Source organism: Nocardia sp. NBC_01388 (assembly GCF_045040085.1).
Taxonomy (GTDB): domain Bacteria; phylum Actinomycetota; class Actinomycetes; order Mycobacteriales; family Mycobacteriaceae; genus Nocardia.
Genome location: NZ_CP109553.1, coordinates 5867871 through 5888144, shown reverse-complemented (window position 1 = coordinate 5888144; position 20274 = coordinate 5867871). Strand labels below are relative to the sequence as shown.

The window sequence follows — 20274 nt, the reverse complement described above, 5'->3', positions numbered from 1 at the left end:
GACCGAACCGGCAGTCGCGCCGCTCGCAGTGAGGGGCAAGCGGCGCGGCCTGCCGGGGGTGCGGCTACTGGCCATGACGCACGGATTGCAGCGGGCCACACTGCTTTGCGGGCTCTTCCTGATCGCGGTATTCCTGATCTGCGCGGTGTTCGCACCGCTCATCGCGCCATACGGATTCGCCCAGAACCATGCCGACGGCGTGGATTTCGTCCGGCAGCAGGCGCCGTCGGCGCAGCACTGGTTCGGCACCTCGGTGCGCGGCGAGGATGTGTTCTCCCGCGTGGTCTTCGGCGCCCGCACCGCGCTCTACGTGATCGCGGTATCGCTGCTGCTGTCGCTGTTGACCGGTGTCCCACTGGGTTTGGTGTCGGGTTATGCCGGGCGCTGGCTGGACCGGGTGCTGGTGCTGTTCATGGACGCCATGTACGGCTTCCCGACACTGCTGCTGGCCATCGTGGTGTCCATCGTGGTGTCGGGCGGCAGCTCCAGCAAGCTCGGCGGCGTGCTGTCCGCGGCGGTGGCCATCACCGTCATCTTCATTCCGCAGTACTTCCGGGTGGTGCGCAATGCGACGGTGGCGGTGAAGAACGAACCGTACGTGGACGCGGCGCGGGTGAGCGGGGCGTCCACCACGCGAATCCTGTTCCGGCACATCCTCGCCAATGTCACGCAGTCGCTGCCGGTGATCATCACGCTCAATGGCGCGGAGGCCATTCTCACCCTGGCGGGACTCGGCTTCCTCGGCTTCGGCATCGAACCGACCCAGGCGGCGGAGTGGGGTTTCGATCTCAACAAGGCGCTTTCCGATGTGCCCGACGGCATCTGGTGGACCGGCGTCTTCCCGGGCGCGGCCATTGTCACCGTGGTGCTGGGCATGACCCTGGTGGGGGAGAGCCTCAACGAAGTATTCAACCCGCTGCTGCGCACCCGGCGCGGCGTGGAGGCCGGCGACCTCGCGGCGGACGCCGGCACCGATATCGCATCTGACACCGAGGAGGCCACCGATGCCGGGTAAAGCCGAGAACCGCGAAACAGGCGGGCCCGCACTGTCTGTCGATGCCCTGTCGGTCACCTTCGCCACCGATGCCGGACCCGTGTTCGCGGTCAGCGAGGTCTCCTACGAGGTGTTCCCGGGCGAGGTGCTCGCCGTGGTCGGCGAATCCGGCTCCGGCAAATCGGTGAGCTCCCGCACCGCCATGGGCCTGCTGCCCGCCTCCGCGCGGGTGCGGGGGCACATCACCCTCGGCAGCGCCGAGATCACCGCCATGACCGAACGGCAGCTCACCGCGGTGCGCGGCGGCGATATCGCGATGATCTTCCAGGAACCTGGCTCGGCCCTGGACGCCCTCTTCACCGTCGGCTACCAGATCATGGAAGCCCTTCGCGCGCACCGGCGCATGACCCGGATAGCCGCCCGCACCCGCGCCACCGATCTGCTCCGGCTGGTCGGCCTGCCCGAACCGGAACGGCGCGTCGACTACTACCCGCATCAACTCTCCGGCGGGCAGAAGCAGCGCGTCATGATCGCCATCGCCATCGCCTGCGAACCCAAGGTGATCATCGCCGATGAGCCGACCACCGCGCTCGATGTGACGGTGCAGGCCGAAATCCTGGAACTGCTGCGGGATCTGCGCGATCGTATCGGCAGTGCCATCGTCCTCATCACCCACAATATGGGCGTCGTCGCCGACCTCGCCGATCGCGTAGTCGTCATGCGCGCCGGGCGTGTTGTCGAAACAGCCACGGTGGACGACCTTTTCGCGCATCCCGCCCACGAATACACCCGGGCGCTGCTCGCGGCCGTCCCGCACCTCGGGGCATCGACCCGGCCGGACGCGATCGACGGCGCGGCAACCGACCCCGCGCCGGAGGCCGTTCTCGAGATCAGCGATCTGCGTGTCGAGTTCCCGAGTGGCCTGGGGCGGCCCGCATTTCAGGCGGTGCGCGGCGTGAGCCTCACCATCGCCCCGGGCGAAACCCTCGGCCTGGTCGGCGAATCCGGTTCCGGCAAATCGACTATCGGCCGCTGCGTCGCCGGACTGCAGCGCGCCTCGGCCGGATCGGTGCGCGTTCTCGGTTCCGAACTGACCGGACTGTCGGAGCGCCGCCTCCGACCCCTGCGCCGCAGATTGGGATTCGTCTTCCAAGATCCGGCAACCTCCCTGAACCCCCGCCTCACCGTCGGCGACTGCGTGGCCGAACCCTTGATCGTGCATCGCGCCGCCAAGGGCGCGGCCCTGCGCGACCGGGTCTGCCAACTCCTCGACGACGTCCAACTCCCCGCCGGCACCGCACAGCGCTACCCGCACGAATTGTCCGGCGGCCAGCGCCAGCGCGTCAGCCTCGCCCGGGCCCTGGTCCTCAACCCCGACCTGCTCATCGCCGACGAACCCACCAGCGCCCTCGACGTCTCCGTCCAAGCCACCGTCCTGGCCCTCTTCGCCGCCCTCCAGCGCGAACACGGCTGGGCCTGCCTCTTCATCAGCCACGACCTCGCCGTAGTAGACCAACTGGCCGACCGCATAGCCGTCCTCAACCACGGCGAAATAGTCGAACAAGGCAATCGCGACCAAATCCTCCGCCACCCCGCCCACGACTACACCCGCCGCCTGGTCGCCGCGGTCCCCGTCCCGGACCCGGTCGAACAGCGCTGCCGCCGCGCCGAAAGGCGCCAACTGATCTCGTAAGGTCCCGAAGGCGACGACTGATTTCGCAAGGATCGGGGTAACTCCTCGGGAACGTCCAAGATGGTTGGTTTCACCAAACCGCTGGTACGCGTCCCCAACGGTCAACGGCTCCCAGACTGTGCGCTTAAGTTCCGGGAAGGCGGATCGGCTAGTCTCAATAGGCATCTATCCACCCCGATTCGGCTTGGAGCTCTCCCCGACAATGACTGAACAGACACCCAGTGGCGCCGGTGCTTCCTACGCGGCGGCCGGAGTGGATATCGAAGCCGGCGACCGCGCAGTAGCACTGTTCGCACCGCTGGCCAAGAAGGCCAGCCGGCCCGAGGTTCAGGGTGGACTCGGCGGTTTCGCCGGACTGTTCGCGCTGAAGGGTGGATACAAGGAGCCGCTGCTGGCTGCCTCCACCGACGGCGTCGGCACCAAGATCGCGATCGCCCAGGCCATGGACAAGCACGACACCGTCGGCCTGGACCTGGTCGCCATGGTCGTCGACGATCTGGTGGTGTGTGGCGCGGAACCGCTGTTCCTGCAGGACTACATCGCTGTCGGCAAGGTTGTCCCGGAGCGCGTCGCCCAGATCGTCTCCGGCATCGCCGAAGGCTGCATCCTGGCCGGCTGCGCCCTGCTCGGTGGTGAGACCGCGGAGCACCCGGGCCTGATGGGCGCCGACGATTACGACATCTCCGGCACCGGCGTCGGCGTGGTGGAAGCCGACGCGGTCCTCGGTCCCGACCGCGTGCGCCCCGGCGACGTCATCATCGGCATGGGCTCCTCGGGCCTGCACTCCAATGGCTACAGCCTGGCCCGCAAGGTGCTGCTGGATATCGACCGCATGCAGCTGTCCGGGCATGTCGAGGAGTTCGGGCGCACCCTCGGCGAGGAGCTGCTCGAGCCGACCAAGATCTACGCCAAGGACTGCCTGGCCCTGATCGCCGAGACCGATGTGCGGACCTTCTCGCACGTCACCGGCGGCGGCCTGGCCAACAACCTGGCCCGCGTGCTCCCGGCCGGCCTGGTGGCCGAGCTGGACCGCGGCACCTGGAGCCCGGCTCCGGTCTTCAAGCTGATCGCGCAGCGCGGCCGCGTGGAGCGCGACGAGATGGAGAAGACCTTCAATATGGGCGTCGGCATGGTCGCCATCGTGGCGCCCGAGGATGCCGATCGCGCGCTCGCGGTGCTCACCGCCCGCCATATCGACTGCTGGACGCTGGGCACGGTGAAGAAGGCCAAGGACGCCGACGCCCCGCGCGCCGTGCTGCTGGGCGATCACCCGCGCTTCTGACGAACCGACAGCTTCTGACGAACCGACAGCAACGGCCCCGGTCACTCCTAGGAGTGACCGGGGCCGAGCTTTATGTCTGGAATGCCCGATGTCGTTGCAGCCCCGCCACTTTCGGGACCGCCGAGGCCGGAATGCCGAGAGCGCGCAATTCCGGTGTGCGAGTACAGAACACACATCGACGTCCCGTCCATGCGGACGGGACGCTTTGATCAGCAATCCTTCAGATATACCGTCGGAGCCTCGGTGACATCGCAGTGCCGAAGAAGGAGACCACTACGGCCTCCCCTTGGTACGTCGATCAATCCGAGTCAGCGGCGCCAGTCGTCGTAGTCGTCTTCGTCCCAGCTCGACTGCGAGTCCTTCGCGTCGTGCTCGTCGGAAAGCACACCGCTTCGCGGCAAGTCGGAGGGACTCCCCGACAGCTCACTCCCCGACAGCTCGCGCTGAAGGTTCTTGAAGTCGGTGGGCGCTGAGCTGTACTTGAGCTCGCGCGCCACCTTGGTCTGCTTTGCCTTAGCCCGGCCACGGCCCATGGCTGACCCCCTCGCGTCACTGCGGGGCGGCCTGGGGTGGTTTGGCGGCCCCGTTCGAATTAATAATCTTCCTGACAGACACTTTAGCGTGTGTCAGGCGGTCTCGCTTCCAGGAGTGGGGCAGAAACCATGGAAGTGCCTCCCGGCGCCGTCGCGAAGGGCGGCCCGGGGCCGCGTGGGACCGGGTTGTGAACGAGACGGGCGGAGCTACAGCACCCCCGGAACAGCCCGGATGATGCCCACCCGAGCGCCACCCCCGAGCACCGCCGGCGCCGCCAGTTCCGCGTGCTCGCCGGACCATTCGATACCCATACGCTGCAAGAGCGCGAGGGTCAGCGGCAGCCGGGCGCGATCCGCGCCGTCATCGATTTTGTAGGCGAAGGCGCTGCCGTCGGGCAGCGCACCCGCGTGCACGCCGTCCGCGCCGATCTTGCAGACCAGTCCGGGCGTCGCCGTCATCACCCGGAAATCCGGCCCGTCCGTGCCGGAAATCACTCGCGGATACGCGCGAATCGCGTCCGCGATCCGGCGTTCCGGACTACCTTCGGGCGCCGTCGCGAGAGTGGCGTAGGCGCGGGCCAGATTCACCAGGGAGACCGGGACGATCGGCAGCCCGCAGCCGTCGATGCCGAGATCGGTCTCCGGCTCACCGGTGAGCTCGGTGATCGTCTGCAGCACAGCCCGCTGCAGCGGATGCCCGATATCCAGGTAGCCGGTGGTCGGCCAATCGTTGATCTTGCAGGTGGCGAGCATGGCGGCATGCTTGCCGGAGCAGTTCATGAAGATCCGGCGGGCGGCCTTACCGCGGTCCGAGCCCGCGAGGACCTGCGCGCGCGCCTGGTCCTCGAACGGCAGATCGGGCGGGCACTCCAGTTGATCCTCGGTGAAACCGAAGCGGTCCAGCAGCCGCTGCACCAGCTCCACGTGATCGGCCTCGCCGAAATGCGAGGCGGTCGTGATGGCCAGTTCGGCCTCGTCGAACGGCTCGAAACCATTGCGCAGCAGGGTGAGCGCCTGCAGCGGCTTATTGGTGGAGCGCGGGAAGATCGGCAGGTGCACCTCGCCGGCCGAGACCAGCGGCTCACCGCCGGGGCGCAGCACGATCGCGGAACCGCGATGCACGCACTCCCGGAAACCGGAGCGCACCACCTCGACCAGATCTGTGCTCATTTTGCCTCCGCTCCGCTCCGGCTGTTCGCGGCCCCGCAAGCTCGGTTCTTCACTCCTGCACTCAGTCGCTGCGCTCCCTCGCTTCGTCGCTCCAGAACCGAGCCGGGCCGCGAACTGGGTGTATGCGCTTGAAGCGGACTCTCTTTCATCGGCTTGCTCCTACGTGGCGGCGGCGATGGCGGTCGATCTGCATGCGCACATCGTCGGAGATGGTCGGCTCGGTCTCCAGCAGTAGATCCAGGCGTGCCATATCGGCGCCGGCGAACAGTTCGCGCACGGTGACGCCGTGCGCGGGCAGGTGCACCAGCCGCACCTCGTCGCCCGCGCCGATGGTGCCCTCCGTCAGTACCCGGAAATAGGCGCCCGTATTCGCCTGTGCGGTGAACCTTTTCACCCACTGCTGCTCACCGGTCCAGCGCTGGAAGGTGGCGCACGGCACGCGCGGTGCGGACACCTCCAGCACGGTGTCGCCGATGGCCCAGCGACTGCCGAGCACCACATCGCTCACCGGAATGCCGCTGATGCGCAGGTTTTCGCCGAACCAGCCGACCGTGAGCTCGCGGTCCAATTCGGCCGCCCAGCGCTGCGCGTCCTCCTCGGCATAGGCGTAGACGGCCTGATGGACGCCGCCGTGATGTTCGGTATCGCAGACGTGATCACCCTCGAGACCCAGCGCCCGCACCGGAACCCGGTGCGGCACCGGACGTTTGTCGATGGCGGTGCGACCCACTCGCCCGGCGTCCTCGAGTTCCTCGTGCACCACACACACGGCGAGCACTCGGCCGGCGAGTGCGTTCATCGGCCGCGCAGCCTTTCGACGGCGAGCCGGCCGGCCTGCGGTTCATCGTGCGCGGGAACGGAATCCGGATCGATCGAGGCCGCGCACGGGCCCGCCTCGAGCGGGGTGTCCGCGGGGACATTGCGTTTGACCAGCGCCAGCGCGATCGGGCCGAGTTCGTAGTGGTCGATCACGGTGCCCAGCACGCCCACGGCGCGACCGCCGGCCGTCACCGCGTCACCGGGTGCCGGGCGGGAGTCGGCGGAGCCGTCCAGGTGCAGCAGCACCAGATTTCGCGGGGGCTTGCCGAGATTGTGGACGCGGGCCACCGTCTCCTGACCGCGGTAGCAGCCCTTGTTCAGGTGCACGGCTCCGTGCTCGTCGATGCCGCCGACCCAGTTCGCCTCGTGCGGAATGGTGCGGTCATCGGTGTCGATGCCGATGCGCGGGCGTAGTGCCGCCACCCGCAGCGCCTCGAAGGTCCAGCTGCCGGCGGCCTCCACCCCGGCGTCCCGCAGCCGCGTCCACCAGCTGACCAGCTGGGCGCGGGGGACGAGCAGGTCGAAAGAATCGGTCGTGGGCCAGGGCATCCGGCGGACGAAACCGCCGCCGGGCAGCGCCGCCGCCTGATAGACCTCGGGAAGGCTTGGGATGCCCAGGGTTTCAGCGGTCACGCGCGGACCCAGCAGGGTCAGCAGCGCGTGGTCGGGAGCGGCTTCGGGTTTGGCGTCCGCCCAGAAGACCATCTTCTGCAGGAAGCTCAGCAGATCCGGCCCGCGCTCGGCCTCGGTATCGATCCACACCGTGCCGTCCAGCTCGGTGAGCACGAAGTGGTGCAGCACCCGGCCGTTCAGATCCAGGTCCAGATTCTCGGCGGACTGTCCGTCCCGCAGATCGGCCACGGCCTGACTGGAGATGGTGTGCAGCCAGGTCAGGCGCTCTTTACCGGTGATGCTGATGACGAATCGATGCGATCTGTCCACCACTGCCGCGCGCTGAACCGCGGCGCGCTGTTCACCCAGTGGATCCCCGTAATGCCACGCGACCGCCGCATCCGGTGACTCGGGCGGCCCCGCGACAGCCCCTGGAACCTGCAGAATCGGACTGGGTGCTACCTCGAAGGACACCACCCCACCCTAGCGTGACCTACAGACGCCGTCCGCTCGCCCGGTCGCGTGCAGGGCCGTGACCTCGTCGAGTGTGTTAAGCGACACCACCCGAAGGTCGCGGCCGTCCCGGTTCTGGACTGAGTGGAGCGGGGGAGCGAAGCGGAGGAGCGGAGGGAGGGAAGAACCGGGACCAGGGGCCGCGACCCCGCCCGGAGCGAAGCGGAGGGCAAATAGGCACAGTGGCCGGATATCGCTCAATATTGTGGCGGCTGTCCTAGGCTCGCCTGCATGGTGGAACGGGTTTTGGTGACTATCGACGGCGCGATCCGGGATCCGGACGCGCCGCTTCTTTATGCGGACGATATCGGCGCACTGCGTGGTGACGGCATTTTCGAGACGGTGCTGGTCCGGGGTGGTACGCCCTGTGCGCTGGAGTTGCATCTGGCCCGACTACGCCGCTCGGCGGAGGCCTTGGAACTGCCCGCGCCGGATCTCGAGGCGTGGCGGTTCGCGGTGGAACTGGCGGCCGAGGAGTGGGGCGCCGAGCGCGAGGGATTACTGCGGATGGTGCTCACCCGCGGGCGTGACAGCGATCACGCGAAAGCGGATAGCAAATCATCAGCTAATGCGGGTGGCGGTCTTTCCGGTTCCGAACCCGCCACTACCGGTTACGTTTTGGTCGTCCCGGTGCACGCGCGTGTCGAAACCGCTCGCGCCGAAGGCGTTTCGGTCATCACCCTCTCGCGCGGCATCTCCATCGATCTCGCGCAGGCCGCGCCCTGGCAGTTGCTCGGCGCCAAAACCCTCTCGTACGCAACGAATATGGCAGCGCTGCGCTTCGCCCAGCGTATGAACGCCGATGACGTGATCTTCACCAGCACCGAGAACCGGGTGCTGGAGGGTCCGCGCTCGACAGTGGTTGTGGCACGCGGTAATCAGCTGGTCACGCCGCCCGCCCGCAATGGCGTCCTACCCGGCACCACACAGCGCGCGCTGTACGTGCAGGCCGAGAAGGCGGGCTGGGACTGCCGCTACGAGCCGCTGTTCACCGCCGACCTGATCACCGCGGACAGTGTCTGGATGCTGTCGAGCGTGACCCTGGCGGCCCGGGTGAAATCGCTGGACGGACTACGTTTGTCGGCTCCGGAGAATGCCCCCGAGATCGCGGCGCTGGTGGATCGCGGCATCGCGCTGCCCGGCAGCGCTGCCGACTGGTAGACCGTATTCCTCGGTGTTCGAACCCGGTCATCGCCATGTCGGAGGGCGGTGTCCGGGCGCGCAGGGAGCGCGGTATCACATTCCAGCTAATTTGTGGCGTACTGTGGCGCGGCACATGTTGATCTGAAGTCCGTAGGGCGTACTGTCATGTACTACGTCATGTCGTAGATCGGCTGGAGGTCGGATGAGCGTCGTGGATCTAGCGCGCTGGCAGTTCGGAATCACCACCGTCTATCACTTCATCTTCGTGCCGCTCACCATCGGTCTCGCACCACTGGTAGCGGGCATGCAGACCGCATGGGTGATTACGGGCAAAGAACACTGGTACCGCCTCACCAAATTCTTCGGGAAGCTGTTCCTGATCAATTTCGCGCTCGGCGTCGCCACCGGCATCGTGCAGGAATTCCAGTTCGGAATGAGCTGGAGCGAATACTCCCGCTTCGTCGGTGATGTGTTCGGCGCACCGCTCGCCATGGAGGCGCTGGTCGCGTTCTTCATGGAGTCGACCTTCCTCGGCCTGTGGATCTTCGGCTGGACCCGGCTGTCGAAAAAGGTGCACCTGGCCTGCATCTGGCTGGTCGCCATCGGCACCAATGCCTCGGCGTACTTCATCGTCGCGGCCAACTCGTTCATGCAGCACCCGGTCGGTGCGGAATACAACCCGAAGACCGGACGCGCTGAGCTGCACGACATCTGGGCGGTGCTCGGCAACAACACCACGGTCGCCGCCTTCCCGCACGTGATCGCCGGTTCCTTCCTCACCGCGGGCACCTTCGTGGCCGGTGTCGCGGGCTGGTGGATGGTCCGCAAGGCCCGGCAGGTGGAGACCACCGGCAATCTCGCGCCGACCGAAGAGGCCCGCACCATGTGGCGCCCGGCCGCCCGGCTCGGCCTGTACGTTGTCCTGGTCGCCGCTGTCGCACTGGTTTTCACCGGCGATGTCCAGGGCAAGCTCATGTTCAAACAGCAGCCCATGAAGATGGCGTCGGCGGAATCGTTGTGCCACACCGAAACCGATCCGGACTTCTCGGTCCTCACCATCGGCACCCACAACAACTGCGACAGCGTCACCCACCTCATCGAGGTGCCGTACGCGCTGCCGTGGCTGGCCGAGGGCAAATTCACCGGCGTGACGCTCGACGGCGTGAAGGATCTGCAGCTGTCGTACAACGAGAAGTACGGCGTCGGCGACTACCGGCCCAACCTGTTCGTCACCTACTGGACCTTCCGGGCGATGATCGGCCTCATGGCCGGCTCACTCCTGTTGGCGCTGGTCGGATTCTGGGTCACCAGGGGCGGCCGGGTGCCGAATCAACGGTGGTTCTCCTGGCTGTCGCTGCTCTGCATCCTGACGCCGTTCTTCGGCAATATCTCCGGCTGGATCTTCACCGAGATGGGCCGCCAGCCCTGGGTGGTCGCACCCAATCCGACCGGTGACCCGCACATCCGATTGACGGTGCAGCAGGGCGTCTCCGGCGTGACAGCGGGCACCATCGTCACCTCGCTGGTCGTCTTCACGCTGCTCTACGGCCTGCTCGCGGTCGCCTGGTTCTACCTCATGCGCCGCTATGTGATCGAGGGCCCGGAACAGCCGGCCCCGGACACCCCGCGCATGACCGGGGACAACGTCGACAAGCTTTCCTTCGCCTACTAGGAGCCCAGGATGAGTCTCCCCGAATTCTGGTTTCTACTGATCACGGTGCTGTTCACCGGCTACTTCGTGCTGGAGGGCTTCGACTACGGGGTCGGCATGCTCATGCCGATCCTGGGCCGGGGTTCCGAAGTGCGAAAGCGCGTGGTGCTCAACACCATCGGTCCCGTATGGGACGGCAATGAGGTGTGGCTGCTCACCGCCGGCGGCGCGCTGTTCGCGGCCTTCCCCGAGTGGTACGCCAGCCTGTTCTCCGGGTTCTACCTGGCGCTGCTGCTGATCCTGGTCGGCTTGATCGCCCGCGCCTGCGCCATCGAATGGCGCAGCAAGATCGACGACGACCGCTGGCGGCTCGGCTGCGATATCGGCATCGGGCTCGGCTCCTGGATCCCCGCCCTCGCTTGGGGATTGGCCTTCGCCAATATCGTGCGCGGCGTAAAGCTCAACGAGCACAGGCAGATCGGCGGCAATCTGCTCGACCTGCTGAACCCGTACGCACTGCTCGGCGGGCTCACCACACTGCTGCTGTTCCTGCTGCACGGTGCGCTGTTCATCGTGCTGAAGACCGGTAACGAGGTGCGCGACGAGGCACAGGCGCTGGTGCGCAAGCTGTTCGTGCCCACCGCCGTGGTGGTGGCGGCCTTCGGCATCTGGACCCAGCTCGCCTACGGTAAGGGCTGGACCTGGATTCCCTTGGTACTGGCCGTGATCGGGCTGCTGGTCGCGGGATTCGCGGCGACCCAGGGCCGCGACGGCTGGGCTTTCGCCGGTACCGCGCTCACCATCATCGGGGCCACGGTGCTGCTGTTCGGGTCGCTCTTCCCGAATGTGCTGCCCTCCACCATCGATTCGGCCTTCAGCCTCAGTGTGGACGGTCGCGGCGGCACTATCTCGGCGTCCTCCACGCACTACACGCTGGTCGTCATGAGCTGGGTGGCGGTGGCCATGGTTCCGGTGGTGCTGGTCTATCAGGCCTGGTCGTACTGGGTCTTCCGGCAGCGCCTCACCATCGAGCAGATTCCGGCGCCGATCGGACTGCCGATGGGAGCACCGCGCGGCTAGCTCGGCCCGCGGTTATTTCGGCGCGCAGTTATTTCGACACTGAATCCGACAGTACGGAACCGAAGAGATGGCACGACCGGTAGACCCGCGCCTGTGGCGGTACGCTCGCTCGGCACGCACATATCTCACGCTGAGCGTCGGCCTGTCGCTGATGATCACGAGTTGCATCGTGATCGCGGCCCTGGCCCTGGCGCGGGTCCTCGCCGGAGTCGTCACCGATCCGTCCCGGCGCCATATCGGCTCGTGGACAGTCGAACTGGTGATCTTCGCCATCGCGGTGCTGTGCCGGGTCACCGCCACCTGGTGGCAGTCCCGGCTCGCGCACCGGGCCGGGGCGAAGGTGGTCGCCGAGCTGGAGACCGCAGTCCTGCGCGCCGGGGCCGGGCTGCCGCCCCGCGAATTGGAGCGGCGCCGTACGGAATTGGCCGTCGTGGTCGGCTCCGGGCTGAACGGGCTACGCGCCTATCTCGCCGGATACCTGCCCGCACTGCTGCTTTCGGTGCTGGTGCCGCCGATCGTGCTGGCGGTCATCGCCGTTCACGACTGGGTCTCCGGGCTGATCATCGTGATCACCCTGCCGCTGATTCCGGTCTTCATGATCCTCATCGGGCTGCTCACGCAGGGGCGGGCCAAGGAGACCCTGGCGGCCACCACCAGGCTGTCGGATCAACTGCTGGATCTGTTCGCGGGCATGCCGACCCTGCGGGCGCTGGGCCGCGAGAGCGGCCACGCCGATCCGGCGGACGAGGACGCCGCCCGCACCACCATGCGGCACCGTGTTCGCGACCTCGGCGACGACCTGCATCGGCGCACCATGGCCGCACTGCGCATGGCATTCCTGTCCTCGATGGTGCTGGAGGCCCTGGCCACGCTGTCCGTGGCGCTGGTCGCGGTCTCCATCGGCCTGCGCCTGGTGTACGGCGATATGGGCCTGCACGCCGGGCTGCTGGCACTCATCCTCGCACCCGAGGTGTATCTGCCGCTGCGTGCGGTGGGGGAGCGCTTCCACGCGGCTCAGGACGGAATGGCCGCCGCCGAAAAGGCTTTCGCGGTGCTCGACCCACAGGCCGAGACGAACGCCACCGCGGATCGCCCGAAGGCCGGTGTGCGCACCGACCGGGAATTCCACGGCCGCATCGAGATTCGGAACCTGTCCGTCACGGCACGCGAGGGCGCCGCACCCGATTCACTCTCCGCGGTGCTGCGCCCCGGCGCGGTCACCGTGCTCACCGGCCCGAACGGCAGCGGTAAATCCACCGCGCTGCAGGCGATCCTGGGTCTCATCACCCCCGACGCGGGCGAAGCCCTGGTGGACGGCACCCCCGTTCCCGCCCTGGACCCCGAGCAGTGGTGGTCCCGCCTGGCCTGGCTGCCGCAGCGCCCCGTGCTGGTCCCCGGCACCCTCCGCGCCAATCTCGAACTCCTCGGCCCGCCCGCCGACCCCGCCCAACTCGACGAAGCCTGCCGCGCAACCGGATTCGACACCGTCCTGGCGGAAATGCCCGACGGCTGGAACACCCTGGTCGGCACCGGCGGCATCGGCCTCTCCCTCGGCCAGCGCCAGCGCCTGGCCCTCACCCGCACCCTGGCCGCCGACCGCTCCGTCCTCCTCCTCGACGAACCCACCGCCCACCTGGACCCAGCCGCCGAAGCGAGCGTCCTACAGGCACTGATCGCCCGAGCCCGAGCCGGCGTCACCGTAGTGATAGTCGGCCACCGCCCCGCCATCCTCGCCATCGCCGACCACCTTGTCCCTGTCCACGCCACTTCCGCGGCAACACAATCGGAGCCTGCTGCCCTCTCGCAGAAGTCGCTTGTCAGCGCCGCCACGCATCCGAACGACGCAGGCGTACCCGGCGACGAAGCCGGCGGTGATGGCGGCGCTCCAGAACCTGCTGCGGTGGACACAGCCGCGGGTGTGCACCCCGCAGCTCGCGGGGAATCCGCGACGCCCGGCGAACTGGATGCGCCGGCCGCCGCTGATTGTGTGCTGAGCGTGGCCCACTCGCCTCGCCCGGCGGCAGGACCGCCCGACGCGAGTGGCCTGGGGACGTCTGTGGATAAGTCGGAGGTGGGGGCTCGATGAGCGCCGCACCGGCCGGATGCCGACGGATTCGAGGCGTGATCCATGTCATCGCGGCAGCGGCGGCCGTCTCGCTGGGGATCGCTGTGGATAACTCTGAAGTGGGTGTGCGATGAGTGGGGTGCTGGCGGATTTCCGGCGGATTCGGGGGCTGCTCGAGTTGTCGCGGGGGCGGATGGCTTTATCGGTCGCCTGGGGGGTGGCGGCACTGGGGAGTGGGCTCGGGCTGGCCGCGCTGGCGGCGTGGCTGATTGCTCGGGCCTGGGAGATGCCGCCGGTACTGGACTTGAGCATTGCGGTGGTGACGGTGCGGGCGCTGGGTATTTCGCGTGGGCTGTGCCGGTATCTGGAGCGGCTGGCCACGCATGATGTGGCGCTGCGGTCGATGAGTCTGGCGCGCACCACGACCTACGGCACGCTTGCCGCGGCGGATGTCTGGCGGCCGCGGCGGACCGGCGAGAGCGCGGCGTCGAACGCCGCGGCACCGAGCGCCGGAAGCGATTCGCAGGCCGAAGGCACTGTGCGGCAGGGTGATCCGACGCAACTGCGGAGGGGTGAGCTGCTGGGCCGGGTCGGCGCCGATATCGATGATCTCGGCGCCGTGGTGGTGCGGGCGCTTGTTCCCATTGTGGTGGCGCTGGTGATTTCGGTGCTCGCGATTGGGCTGCTGGCGAGCATCTCGGTGCCTGCCGCCGTCATTCTCGCTGCGGCGCTGGCGGTTTCCGGGATCATCGCGCCCTGGATGTCGGCGCGCGCCGCGAGCGAGGCCGAGGTGGCCGTGCGCGCCGACCGCACCGAATTCACCGCCGAGGCATTGACGGTTCTCGATCACGCACCCGAATTGCGGGTCGCCGGACGCCTTTCCGAGGCGGTCGCGACGGCCGGGCGGGCGGGGCAGCGCGCGGTCGCCGCCGAGGACCGGGCCGCCGCGCGCAGCGCCTGGTCGGCCTCGGTGCTGCCGCTCGCCATCGGCGCGAGCGTGCTGGGGTCACTGCTGATCGGAATCGCGCTGTACGGCAACGGTTCCGGCCTCGCCTTCAAGGGGTTCCAGACGATATCGCCCGGCGGCATCACGCCGATGGCCTTCGCGGTCCTGGTGCTGGTCCCGCTGTCCGCCTTCGAAGCGGTCGCGGTGCTCCCGGCCGCCGCGCAGGCCCTCACCACCGGCCGCGCGGCCCTGCACCGCCTGGCCCGCCTCGAACAGTCCGAATCCGCCGATCCCGCACTCGATCTCCCATCGCTCCCGGAGGGGCGCCGCATTGCCGTCACCGGCCCCAGCGGCGCGGGCAAGACCACCCTGCTCATGTCCTGGGCCGGTCTGTTCGACACCCCCCGCCCCGGCATCACCTTCTTCGCCGAGGACGCCCACCTCTTCGGCACCACGGTCCTGGAAAACCTGCGGGTCGCACGCGGCGACATCACCGCGCCGGAGGCCGAAAACGCCCTGCGCGCAGTCGGAGCCGGTGACTGGCTGGACTCGCTTCCGGACGGCGTCGACACCGACTTGGTCGGCGGCGCGGCAGCGGTTTCCGGCGGTCAACGCCGCCGGCTCCTGCTCGCGCGGGCACTGCTCTCGCCGGCCCGCATGCTGCTGCTGGACGAGCCCACCGAACACCTGGAAGCTGAAGCGGGCGCGGATCTGCTGCGCCGCCTGCTCGACGTCTCCAGCGGCCTGGTGGACCCCGGCCGGACCGTTGTGGTTGTCACACACCAGCTTCCCCCGGAGCACCACGCCGACACCCTCGTCCGGGTCGCCGCGAACGGCACCGTCTCCATCGACACTTTTATTCCCGCAAACCAGCATTGACCTGGTATTTCGCGGACCGAGAAAATACGTTGCCGCCGATCCCGCAGACGACTAGTTTCGTCTGTACACAAGGAAGGAGGTGGTTCGAATAATGATTAGTTCGAGGACGCGTGAGGTGGCTGTCCGCTAAGGGCCACCGCTGCAACGGATTCTCGTAGCGCGAGCGCTGAGCGAATCCCAGGCAGTCACCCGGCCCCCGAGTCTCCGGTCTAGTCCGATCGGAATCGCGTGAGTTGCATCCGCGATAAGGCTCGGGGGCTGTGCCGCCTCTCCGGAACTTTTGCCGGCGGGTGAGCGCGGAGAGACTTACGCACCGGACCTGCGGGCCGGTGCATTATTTCGTTCTGGGGGTGCCCCGGGAGTTACCCTCGCCTCGCGAGATCACGAATTACGTTGGGAGAGAGACCTAACCGATGTAGCGTTTCAAGCGCGCAGACAGGCGCGGCTCGAGTGCGCCGTCCGGTCCGATGCGCTCCTCGACGTAACCCAGATCGCCGCCCTCGACAATGCCGTAGAGGCGTTTGGCCCCACCCACGACAATGCCGGACTGGCTGCGAATGACCACATCTGTGGCCAGTTCCCAGGACGACTGGGTCAGGGCCTGGCCGTAGAACAGCTCGACGATTCCGGACGCGTGCGTGAGCAGCAACTCCAGCACCTCGTCGTCACCGTCGATGCCGACCCGCCAGAAACCGCTCTCGCGCAGATCCGGGCCCGCGTAATTGCCCTCGGTGTCGATGACCCAGGAACGCGCTTCCCAGGTGAGATAGTCGCCACCGTCGTGCGACACCATGATCTGCTGACCGAAGCGGTAATCGCCGGTCTCGGGATCGTTGCCCTCGCCCTCACCGCGCCACACGCCCACCAGGGGCAGCAGCGCGAGCATGGAGGAGCTCAGGTCCGGACCCTGCCGCAGATTCGCGGTATCGATGGGTAGCGGAAGGTCGGGGAGCGAGGGGATGTTGGCGGCCGCCGTCACCTTGGCGCGCTCGGCGGCCTCGGCCACGGCCTGGTCGCCACTGCGGCGAGCGGCGAGCTCATCGCGCGCGGCATCGTCACGGCTCGCCGAAGCGTCCCGTGTCGCCGCGTCATCCGTATGTTCGACGTTCTCGCTCGCCGATTCGCTCACGACTCGGTGAACAGCCGGTAGAGAACGTACAGACCGAACCAGGCGATCAGCACGGAGACGAGAACCAGCAGAATCTCGAAGGTAAGCACCACGAATCGGATTCTAATCGCACCGCGTCGGAGACGCGAAAACGGCCCCGCGTCGGAGACGCGAAACGGCCCCGGGTATTGAATCCCGGGGCCGTTTTCGAGTGTTTGGACTTCCCGCCCAACGTAACTCGTGATCTCGCGAGCTACGGGTAACTCACCGGGTACCGGCTAACCCCACCAGCTACGTTGCCGTCAGCGGCCAACGCGACTGTTGTGGCACCTGAGTCCGGCTGAAAGTTCCGGGGAGGCGGGACAGTTACTTGGCGACGACGACATCCAGATTGTGGATGCCGTTGCCCTCCGGCGCGAGCTCGGCGGTGCCGTTGCCCGACGAGGACAGCGCGCGAATGGTCCACGAGCCCGGTGCCGCGAAGAAGCGGAAGTCGCCGGTGCCCGACGCCACGACCTCGGCGGTGAAATCGCCGTTGCCGTCCAGCAGGCGGACGAACGCGCCACCGACGGTCTGGCCGTCAGCGGTCAGGACGCGGCCGGTGATGACCGTCTCCTTCTCGACGTCGACGCCGGCCGGAATGGCCTGGCCCTGGGTAGGTGCTGCACACATATTTATTACGCTCCCAACTCGATCGGTGCACCGACGAGGGAGCCGTACTCGGTCCAGCTCCCGTCGTAGTTCTTGACGTTCTTGTGGCCCAGCAGCTCCTGCAGCACGAACCAGGTGTGCGAGGAACGCTCGCCGATACGGCAGTAGGCGATGGTCTCCTTCTCGCCGTCCAGGCCCGCTTCCTTGTACAGGGCAGCCAGGTCCGCATCGGACTTGAAGGTGCCGTCCTCGTTCGCGGCCTTGGACCACGGCACGTTGATGGCGGTCGGGATGTGGCCGGGACGCTGCGACTGCTCCTGCGGCAGGTGCGCCGGGGCCAGGATCTTGCCGGAGAACTCGTCCGGGGAGCGCACGTCGACCAGGTTCTTGGTGCCGATGGCGTTGATGGCCTCGTCACGGAACGCGCGGATGGTCAGATCCTGCTCGCTCGCCTTGTAGGCGGTGGCCGGGCGGACTACGACATCCTTGACCAGCGGGCGGCCGTCGAGCTCCCACTTCTTGCGGCCACCGTCGAGCAGCTTCACGTCCTGGTGGCCGTACAGCTTGAAGTACCAGTAGGCGTAGGCCGCGAACCAGTTGTTGTTGCCGCCGTACAGCACCACGGTGTCATCGTTGCCGATGCCGCGGGTGGAGAGCAGATCGGAGAACTGCTCGCGGTTGACGAAGTCGCGACGAACCTGATCCTGCAGGTCCTTCTTCCAATCGAGCCGGACAGCACCCTCGATATGGCCCAGGTCGTAAGCCGAGGTGTCCTCGTCGACCTCTACGAGGACGACTCCGGGCGTGTTCAGGTTCTCTTCGACCCAGTCTGCGGAGACCAGGACATCGGAGCGAGCCATGTTGTTCCTTTCGAGGTGGTGCCGGGGTCAGGCGTTGGAATTGGCGGAGGCTGGCACGGTCTTGAACCGTGCGGCGAGGGGGTAGATCTTGCAGCCCAGGCAGATGCCGAAGGCCGCATTGAGGAAGGCCGCGAACAAGGCGAAACCGGTGAAGATCACACCGGCTACCGGGCTGCCGGCCGCGAATCCGATCACGCCGAGCACCGCGAACAGCAGGCCGACGAGCTGCGCGAACCGCAGCGGCGCAACAGGTTCCAGCTCAGCGGGCGGGCCGACGCGCGGCGCTACCAGCGTGGCGTAGATGCGGCCGTACGGACTGCGCCGCGGACCCCGGGCCGCGCCGAGCGCGAACACCACGGCCTGCACGGCCAGCAGCACCGCGGCGGCGGGAACGGAGAAGGTGGCGATGATCAGCACGAGCGCCAGGACGACGGTGGTGATCCAGGCGGCGAAACGCGGGCCGCGGACATCGACCTGCCCGGCGGGCGGCCTGGTGGGATTCGGGTTCGACATGCGTACTCCTGCGCGATGAGGTCTATCGGTCATTTCGCCGGAGGATCGACACGATCTCTCATACGGCGGGACACACCCGGTCGGCGCGAAGAAAAGGGGAACGCGAAAGGCCGACCGGCTAGCGGCACAGGCAGCAACAACCACCGAGCCGGCACAGGTCAACTGTGCGGCGTCGGGTGAGCATCAGCTCGAGGTTGGTTTGCACGAGAGGAAGTTTACCCAATTTTCGGGGGAAATTGGACCCGGGGTCCGTAATACTGGTCACTCGGATCTGCCGGATCCCGTCAATTCGGCCAGTGACCTGCGCAAATCGGGCGCTTTTGGAACGCCGGCAATTCGGAACCTTTCCTGCCCTGTGGCGTCCAGCAGGAAAGTCGTCGGCAGCGACAGCACGTTCAGCTCGCGCGCCAGCGCCGGATTCGCGTCGATATCCACCTCGAGGTCCAGCGGGGGAGCCGCGGCGGTGGACAGTTCGGCCACCGCAGTGGCGACCACCCGGCGCACGGCCGCGCACGGACCGCACCAGTCCGCGGAGAAATGCAGCACCGTGGGACGGCCCGCGATCACACCGGCCTCGGAAAGGAGTGCGGAGCGCCCGCTTTCGGGCACGACCACCGCGGGTGCGCTGTCACGTACACGACCCTCGTTGCGGCGCACCAGGATTCCGATACCCGCGGCGGCCACGAGTACGACGGCGAGCACTCCGAGCGCGATCACGGCTGCTGCAACCTGTCCAGATCGACGGTCACATCGCTGCCCTTGCCCTCCACCACGATCTGGCCGCCACTGGCCTCCACCTTCTGCGGGTGCACGCCGAAGGGCAGATCGCGGGTATCGATGGTCCGGGTGAACAGCGCCAGCACCCGGGCCTTGTCCGATTCCGGAATCACGGTGACGGGCGAGGCGTCGCTGGTCTGGGTGGCGGCGCCGGGCCCACGATAGATATCGGTGGCGGTGATCCGGACCTGATCGTCGACCAGTCGCAGATCCGCCAGCACGCTCACGGTCTCGCCCTTGGTGCCCGGTACCGCGGGAATGTCGGAGTCCGACAAGGGAATTGTGCCGTTCAGGATGATCGCGCCCGCGGTGGTCATGCCGGAACCGCCGGAGCCGCCGGTGCCGTCGGACTTGTCGGCGGGCGGGCCGAACACCTGCAGATTGGGAATCTTGAACAGCCGTCCCAGTTCGACCGGCTCGATCCGCATGCGCGCCTCGACATTGTCCACCGGCACTCCGCGCACCTGGCCGTCGACCAGATTGCGCAGCGAGAGGTGCACACCCTTCAGATTCGCCTCGACCATGATCTCGCCCGGGATATCGGGCCGCATGGCACGCGCGCGAATGTCGACGTTCTTGTACTCGTCGTCGAGCGCCTGGGCCGTGAACGGGAATCCGTGGATGGTGACCTCCGGATCCGCGCTGAGATTCGAACCGTCGCGTAGCAACCGCGACACCCGGTACTCGGAATACGCCGCCACCCCGAAGTCCAGCACCACGGCCAGCCCTGCCAGGCAGAGCAGTGTGATGATCAGCCTCCGGACGGCCATTCCGCGCAGCCCGCCACGCCGTGACTCCGGCCGGCTCACGGCAGCCGCGGCGGTCTCGTCGAGGACCGGCGGCTGGACGCGGGGCTGGGTTTCGGGCGTGCCCGGTGAGTTACCCATACGGGCACATTATCTTCCGCTGCCCCGGGCGACGACAGACGTGCCCGTCGCCGAGCGCCGCGGCGGCCCTTCTCGAGGGCGCGCTGTGTGATCTCTGA

17 protein-coding genes and 1 pseudogene are annotated in these 20274 nt (G+C 67.6%); 8 read left to right on the top strand and 10 right to left on the bottom strand.

Features of this window, described 5'->3' with window-relative positions:
- Positions 1–73: 73 nt before the first annotated feature.
- The 3 genes from OG716_RS28455 to purM all read left to right on the top strand — a co-directional run bounded on the left by OG716_RS28455 (position 74) and on the right by purM (position 3969).
- Complete coding sequence (locus OG716_RS28455; RefSeq protein WP_405139957.1) at positions 74–1015, top strand: ABC transporter permease; 942 nt, start codon at positions 74–76, stop codon at positions 1013–1015.
- On the top strand, positions 1005–2687 hold the full coding sequence (locus tag OG716_RS28450; RefSeq protein WP_405133673.1) for an ABC transporter ATP-binding protein: 1683 nt from the start codon (positions 1005–1007) through the stop codon (positions 2685–2687). The genes OG716_RS28455 and OG716_RS28450 overlap by 11 nt, the downstream gene beginning before the upstream one ends.
- 202 nt (positions 2688–2889) lie before the next feature.
- Entirely contained in the window at positions 2890–3969 is a 1080-nt protein-coding gene (gene purM / locus OG716_RS28445; protein ID WP_327143490.1) for a phosphoribosylformylglycinamidine cyclo-ligase, read from the top strand.
- Positions 3970–4277: 308 nt separating this feature from the next.
- On the opposite strand, the gene OG716_RS28440 is transcribed toward purM, so the two are convergent.
- From OG716_RS28440 to OG716_RS28425, 4 genes are all read right to left on the bottom strand, one after another.
- Complete coding sequence (locus OG716_RS28440) at positions 4278–4502, bottom strand: DUF3073 domain-containing protein (protein WP_327143491.1); 225 nt, start codon at positions 4500–4502, stop codon at positions 4278–4280.
- Between the two features lie 207 nt (positions 4503–4709).
- Entirely contained in the window at positions 4710–5672 is a 963-nt protein-coding gene (locus tag OG716_RS28435; protein WP_405133672.1) for an asparaginase, read from the bottom strand.
- A 145-nt stretch (positions 5673–5817) separates the two neighbouring features.
- A complete protein-coding gene (locus tag OG716_RS28430) occupies positions 5818–6471 on the bottom strand; it encodes an MOSC domain-containing protein (RefSeq protein WP_405133671.1) in 654 nt (217 codons plus the stop codon).
- Positions 6468–7577: a YgfZ/GcvT domain-containing protein gene (locus OG716_RS28425; RefSeq protein WP_405133670.1), complete on the bottom strand. Its 1110-nt coding sequence runs from the start codon at positions 7575–7577 to the stop codon at positions 6468–6470. Before OG716_RS28425 ends, OG716_RS28430 begins: the two co-directional genes overlap by 4 nt.
- Before the next feature lie 270 nt (positions 7578–7847).
- Here OG716_RS28425 and OG716_RS28420 point away from each other — a divergent pair, with 270 nt between their 5' ends.
- From OG716_RS28420 to OG716_RS28400, 5 genes and pseudogenes are all read left to right on the top strand, one after another.
- Positions 7848–8777: an aminodeoxychorismate lyase gene (locus tag OG716_RS28420; RefSeq protein WP_405133669.1), complete on the top strand. Its 930-nt coding sequence runs from the start codon at positions 7848–7850 to the stop codon at positions 8775–8777.
- A 184-nt stretch (positions 8778–8961) separates the two neighbouring features.
- Positions 8962–10431: a cytochrome ubiquinol oxidase subunit I gene (locus OG716_RS28415; protein WP_405133668.1), complete on the top strand. Its 1470-nt coding sequence runs from the start codon at positions 8962–8964 to the stop codon at positions 10429–10431.
- A 9-nt stretch (positions 10432–10440) separates the two neighbouring features.
- Complete coding sequence (cydB, locus tag OG716_RS28410) at positions 10441–11490, top strand: cytochrome d ubiquinol oxidase subunit II (RefSeq protein WP_405133667.1); 1050 nt, start codon at positions 10441–10443, stop codon at positions 11488–11490.
- Positions 11491–11557: 67 nt separating this feature from the next.
- Positions 11558–13264 (top strand): annotated as a pseudogene (gene cydD, locus OG716_RS28405) (thiol reductant ABC exporter subunit CydD); the annotation flags it as partial.
- A 421-nt stretch (positions 13265–13685) separates the two neighbouring features.
- The gene (locus OG716_RS28400; RefSeq protein WP_405133666.1) at positions 13686–15380 is read left to right on the top strand and encodes an ATP-binding cassette domain-containing protein; all 1695 of its coding nucleotides are present in this window, start codon (positions 13686–13688) and stop codon (positions 15378–15380) included.
- 406 nt (positions 15381–15786) lie between these two features.
- Here OG716_RS28400 and OG716_RS28395 read toward each other — a convergent pair whose 3' ends face one another.
- The 6 genes from OG716_RS28395 to OG716_RS28370 all read right to left on the bottom strand — a co-directional run bounded on the left by OG716_RS28395 (position 15787) and on the right by OG716_RS28370 (position 20059).
- Positions 15787–16509, bottom strand: a complete 723-nt coding sequence (locus tag OG716_RS28395; RefSeq protein ID WP_405133665.1) for an FABP family protein — start codon at positions 16507–16509, stop codon at positions 15787–15789.
- A 345-nt stretch (positions 16510–16854) separates the two neighbouring features.
- The gene (locus OG716_RS28390) at positions 16855–17160 is read right to left on the bottom strand and encodes a DUF1416 domain-containing protein (protein ID WP_355124076.1); all 306 of its coding nucleotides are present in this window, start codon (positions 17158–17160) and stop codon (positions 16855–16857) included.
- 5 nt (positions 17161–17165) lie between these two features.
- Entirely contained in the window at positions 17166–17999 is an 834-nt protein-coding gene (locus OG716_RS28385) for a sulfurtransferase (protein WP_327143499.1), read from the bottom strand.
- A 27-nt stretch (positions 18000–18026) separates the two neighbouring features.
- Complete coding sequence (locus tag OG716_RS28380; RefSeq protein WP_405133664.1) at positions 18027–18512, bottom strand: DUF4395 domain-containing protein; 486 nt, start codon at positions 18510–18512, stop codon at positions 18027–18029.
- A gap of 261 nt (positions 18513–18773) precedes the next feature.
- Complete coding sequence (locus OG716_RS28375) at positions 18774–19229, bottom strand: thioredoxin family protein (protein WP_405133663.1); 456 nt, start codon at positions 19227–19229, stop codon at positions 18774–18776.
- Positions 19226–20059, bottom strand: coding sequence for an LmeA family phospholipid-binding protein (locus tag OG716_RS28370; RefSeq protein WP_405139955.1), 834 nt, complete (start codon positions 20057–20059; stop codon positions 19226–19228). The genes OG716_RS28375 and OG716_RS28370 overlap by 4 nt, the downstream gene beginning before the upstream one ends.
- Positions 20060–20274: the final 215 nt, after the last annotated feature.